This is a genomic window from Marinobacter sp. F4216 (genome assembly GCF_019931195.1).
Taxonomy (GTDB): domain Bacteria; phylum Pseudomonadota; class Gammaproteobacteria; order Pseudomonadales; family Oleiphilaceae; genus Marinobacter; species Marinobacter suaedae.
In genome coordinates this window covers 1-5,402 of record NZ_JAIOUO010000010.1, presented here as the reverse complement: position 1 = coordinate 5,402, position 5,402 = coordinate 1, and the positions used below count along the sequence as shown (strand labels likewise).

The window sequence follows — 5,402 nt, the reverse complement described above, 5'->3', positions numbered from 1 at the left end:
GGTATTAGGAGTCTGACGATGACCTACTCTCGCATGGGCAATGCCACACTACCATCGGCGCAGGCCTGTTTCACTTCTGAGTTCGGGATGGGATCAGGTGGTTCCGGGCCGCTATGGTCGTCAGACAAAACGGTTGATCACTGGGAAGGACGAGATAAATAGTGATGATGATTTCGCGTTATCCGCAATTGTCTTGGGTGTTATATAGTCAAGCCGCACGAGCAATTAGTACCGGTTAGCTCAACGCCTCACAGCGCTTACACACCCGGCCTATCAACGTCCTGGTCTTGAACGGCTCTTTAGGGACCTCGAAGGTCCAGGGAGATCTCATCTTGGAAGGGGCTTCCCGCTTAGATGCTTTCAGCGGTTATCCTGTCCGAACATAGCTACCGGGCAATGCGTCTGGCGACACAACCCGAACACCAGAGGTTCGTCCACTCCGGTCCTCTCGTACTAGGAGCAGCTTTCCTCAAATCTCCAACGTCCACGGCAGATAGGGACCGAACTGTCTCACGACGTTCTAAACCCAGCTCGCGTACCACTTTAAATGGCGAACAGCCATACCCTTGGGACCGGCTTCAGCCCCAGGATGTGATGAGCCGACATCGAGGTGCCAAACACCGCCGTCGATGTGAACTCTTGGGCGGTATCAGCCTGTTATCCCCGGAGTACCTTTTATCCGTTGAGCGATGGCCCTTCCATACAGAACCACCGGATCACTATGACCTGCTTTCGCACCTGCTCGACGTGTCTGTCTCGCAGTTAAGCGGGCTTGTGCCATTACACTAACCGCATGATGTCCGACCATGCTTAGCCCACCTTTGTGCTCCTCCGTTACGCTTTGGGAGGAGACCGCCCCAGTCAAACTACCCACCACACAGTGTCCTCATCCCCGATAAGGGGACCAAGTTAGAACCTCAAACATGCCAGGCTGGTATTTCAAGGTTGGCTCCACCCGAACTGGCGTCCGGGTTTCAAAGCCTCCCAGCTATCCTACACAAGCATGCTCAAAGTTCACTGTGAAGCTATAGTAAAGGTTCACGGGGTCTTTCCGTCTAGCCGCGGATACACCGCATCTTCACGGCGATTTCAATTTCACTGAGTCTCGGGTAGAGACAGCGCCCCCATCGTTACGCCATTCGTGCAGGTCGGAACTTACCCGACAAGGAATTTCGCTACCTTAGGACCGTTATAGTTACGGCCGCCGTTTACCGGGGCTTCGATCAAGAGCTTCGCACGAATGCTAACCCCATCAATTAACCTTCCGGCACCGGGCAGGCGTCACACCCTATACGTCCACTTTCGTGTTTGCAGAGTGCTGTGTTTTTAATAAACAGTCGCAGGGGCCTGGTATCTTCGACCGGCTTCCGCTCCACCCGCAGGGGCTTCACGTACACACCGGCGTGCCTTCTCCCGAAGTTACGGCACCATTTTGCCTAGTTCCTTTACCCGAGTTCTCTCAAGCGCCTTGGTATTCTCTACCTGACCACCTGTGTCGGTTTGGGGTACGGTCTCGAATCACCTGAAGCTTAGAAGATTTTCCTGGAAGCATGGCATCAATGACTTCCCGCTCTATGAGCAGTCGTCGTCACGTCTCAGAATTGAGGACCCGGATTTGCCTAAGTCCCCTTCCTACTCGCTTAAACCGGGACAACCGTCGCCCGGCTCACCTAGCCTTCTCCGTCTCTCCATCGCAGTGATCCAAGGTACGGGAATATTAACCCGTTTCCCATCGACTACACCTTTCGGTCTCGCCTTAGGGGCCGACTCACCCTGCGCCGATTAGCGTTGCGCAGGAACCCTTGGTCTTCCGGCGTGCGGGTTTTTCACCCGCATTGTCGTTACTCATGTCAGCATTCGCACTTCTGATACCTCCAGCATGCTTTACAACACACCTTCGCAGGCTTACAGAACGCTCCCCTACCCCGCATACAAAGTATGCAGCCGCAGCTTCGGTGACCAGTTTGAGCCCCGTTACATCTTCCGCGCAGGCCGACTCGACTAGTGAGCTATTACGCTTTCTTTAAAGGGTGGCTGCTTCTAAGCCAACCTCCTAGCTGTCTGAGCCTTCCCACATCGTTTCCCACTTAACTGGTACTTGGGGACCTTAGCTGGCGGTCTGGGTTGTTTCCCTCTCCACGACGGACGTTAGCACCCGCCGTGTGTCTCCCGGATAGTACTCACTGGTATTCGGAGTTTGCCTGGGGTTGGTAAGTCGAGATGACCCCCTAGCCCAAACAGTGCTCTACCCCCAGTGGTATTCGTCCGAGGCGCTACCTAAATAGCTTTCGGGGAGAACCAGCTATCTCCGGGCTTGATTAGCCTTTCACTCCGATCCACAAGTCATCCCCTGGCTTTTCAACGACAGTGGGTTCGGTCCTCCAGTGCCTGTTACGGCACCTTCAACCTGCTCATGGATAGATCGCCCGGTTTCGGGTCTATGCCCAGCGACTAAGTCGCCCTATTCAGACTCGGTTTCCCTACGGCTCCCCTAGATGGTTAACCTCGCCACTGAACATAAGTCGCTGACCCATTATACAAAAGGTACGCCGTCACCCAACAAGTGGGCTCCGACTGCTTGTACGCATACGGTTTCAGGATCTATTTCACTCCCCTCACAGGGGTTCTTTTCGCCTTTCCCTCACGGTACTGGTTCACTATCGGTCAGTCAGGAGTATTTAGCCTTGGAGGATGGTCCCCCCATGTTCAGACAGGATATCACGTGTCCCGTCCTACTCGATTTCACTGAACTCAGGTTTCGGATACGGGGCTATCACCCACTATGGCGGCACTTTCCAGAGCCTTCTCCTACCAGTTGTCCAGCTTAAGGGCTAGTCCCCGTTCGCTCGCCGCTACTAAGGGAATCTCGGTTGATTTCTTTTCCTCGGGGTACTTAGATGTTTCAGTTCCCCCGGTTCGCCTCTTACACCTATGTATTCAGTGCAAGATACCGACCCGAAAGTCGGTGGGTTTCCCCATTCAGAAATGTCCGGATCACAGCTCGTTTGCCAGCTCCCCGAACCTTATCGCAGGCTTCCACGTCTTTCATCGCCTCTGACTGCCAAGGCATCCACCGTATGCGCTTAGTTGCTTGACTATATAACCCCAAAACAACTGACCCAGAATGTCCGCCGTCACCAGGCAAGCCTGATGTCGATGTTCATTCGAGACCGTCATTCGAAGCTATAAACAACCACTTCAACGACACACCGGATAACGCTTGAAATCGTTATCACTTTGAACATTTTCTCTCGGAGATAATGAGAGAAAATATTCGTCTATCTCGTCCAATTTGTTAAAGAGCAATTCTGACCCAGTGATCAGAAAGAAGAGCTTCACTTCGGAAACGCTTGTTTCTGGACACTGACCGAAGTCAGGGTAAGTATGGTGGAGCTAGGCAGGATCGAACTGCCGACCTCCTGCGTGCAAGGCAGGCGCTCTCCCAGCTGAGCTATAGCCCCAAATAAACAGCTACCTTAAATTGTTCATCCCAGGCATTCACTAACGCCGAGCTGAGCAATTGGTGGGTCTGGGTGGACTTGAACCACCGACCTCACCCTTATCAGGGGTGCGCTCTAACCACCTGAGCTACAGACCCAATGGCATGGGCCTGCTAGACCCGTTGCTCTCTTTAATTAGCCAACCAAGTAATTCGTGTGGACTCTGACCGAAGCGTTCGGCTTCGTTTAAGGAGGTGATCCAGCCGCAGGTTCCCCTACGGCTACCTTGTTACGACTTCACCCCAGTCATGAACCACACCGTGGTGATCGTCCTCCCGAAGGTTAGACTAACCACTTCTGGTGCAATCCACTCCCATGGTGTGACGGGCGGTGTGTACAAGGCCCGGGAACGTATTCACCGCGACATTCTGATTCGCGATTACTAGCGATTCCGACTTCACGCAGTCGAGTTGCAGACTGCGATCCGGACTACGATACGTTTTGTGAGATTAGCTCCCCCTCGCGGGTTTGCAGCCCTCTGTACGCACCATTGTAGCACGTGTGTAGCCCTGGCCGTAAGGGCCATGATGACCTGACGTCATCCCCACCTTCCTCCGGTTTGTCACCGGCAGTCTCCCTAGAGTTCTCAGCCGAACTGCTAGCAACTAGGGATAGGGGTTGCGCTCGTTACGGGACTTAACCCAACATCTCACGACACGAGCTGACGACGGCCATGCAGCACCTGTCACTGCGTTCCCGAAGGCACCAATCTATCTCTAGAAAGTTCGCAGGATGTCAAGGCCAGGTAAGGTTCTTCGCGTTGCGTCGAATTAAACCACATGCTCCACCGCTTGTGCGGGCCCCCGTCAATTCATTTGAGTTTTAACCTTGCGGCCGTACTCCCCAGGCGGTCTACTTAGTGCGTTAGCTGCGCCACTAAAGATTCAAGATCTCCAACGGCTAGTAGACATCGTTTACGGCGTGGACTACCAGGGTATCTAATCCTGTTTGCTCCCCACGCTTTCGCACCTCAGTGTCAGTGTTGGTCCAGGTAGCCGCCTTCGCCACTGGTGTTCCTTCCTATATCTACGCATTTCACCGCTACACAGGAAATTCCACTACCCTCTACCACACTCTAGTCAGACAGTTCGAAATGCAGTTCCCAGGTTAAGCCCGGGGCTTTCACATCTCGCTTACCTAACCACCTACGCGCGCTTTACGCCCAGTAATTCCGATTAACGCTTGCACCCTCCGTATTACCGCGGCTGCTGGCACGGAGTTAGCCGGTGCTTCTTCTGTAAGTAACGTCAAGCCTCATGGGTATTAACCATAAGGTTTTCCTCCTTACTGAAAGTGCTTTACAACCCGAAAGCCTTCTTCACACACGCGGCATGGCTGGATCAGGGTTGCCCCCATTGTCCAATATTCCCCACTGCTGCCTCCCGTAGGAGTTCGGGCCGTGTCTCAGTCCCGATGTGGCTGATCATCCTCTCAGACCAGCTACGGATCGTCGCCTTGGTAGGCCTTTACCCCACCAACTAGCTAATCCGACTTAGGCTCATCTGATAGCGCAAGGTCCGAAGATCCCCTGCTTTCCCCCGAAGGGCGTATGCGGTATTAATCCGAGTTTCCCCGGGCTATCCCCCACTACCAGGCAGATTCCTAAGCATTACTCACCCGTCCGCCGCTCGTCAGCGGGTAGCAAGCTACCCCTGTTACCGCTCGACTTGCATGTGTTAAGCCTGCCGCCAGCGTTCAATCTGAGCCATGATCAAACTCTTCAGTTTAAATCATTCAGCGATCCGAAAATCGCAAATCTTGCTCAAGACAAAACTCAATTTCGACGAGTCACTGTCCTGATATTTCGTATCCGAAATACCTCGGCCAGCGCCCACACGAATTACTTGGTTAACTTTTTAAAGAACGTTGAGCCGTTGCTCAATCAAGGCCGCGTATTCTACA

The 5,402-nt window shown here is 53.4% G+C and carries 2 tRNA genes and 3 rRNA genes; all 5 read right to left on the bottom strand.

From position 1 onward, the window contains the following. Positions 1-10 precede the first annotated feature (10 nt). Positions 11-125, bottom strand: a 5S ribosomal RNA gene (rrf, locus tag K8I84_RS16865). A gap of 79 nt (positions 126-204) precedes the next feature. Beyond that, positions 205-3,097 (bottom strand): 23S ribosomal RNA (locus K8I84_RS16860). 288 nt (positions 3,098-3,385) lie between these two features. Continuing rightward, a tRNA-Ala gene (locus tag K8I84_RS16855) sits at positions 3,386-3,461 on the bottom strand. Positions 3,462-3,521: 60 nt separating this feature from the next. After that, positions 3,522-3,598, bottom strand: a tRNA-Ile gene (locus K8I84_RS16850). Between the two features lie 89 nt (positions 3,599-3,687). After that, positions 3,688-5,227, bottom strand: a 16S ribosomal RNA gene (locus K8I84_RS16845). Together the 16S, 23S and 5S rRNA genes with 2 tRNA genes alongside form the textbook arrangement of a ribosomal RNA operon. Positions 5,228-5,402: the final 175 nt, after the last annotated feature.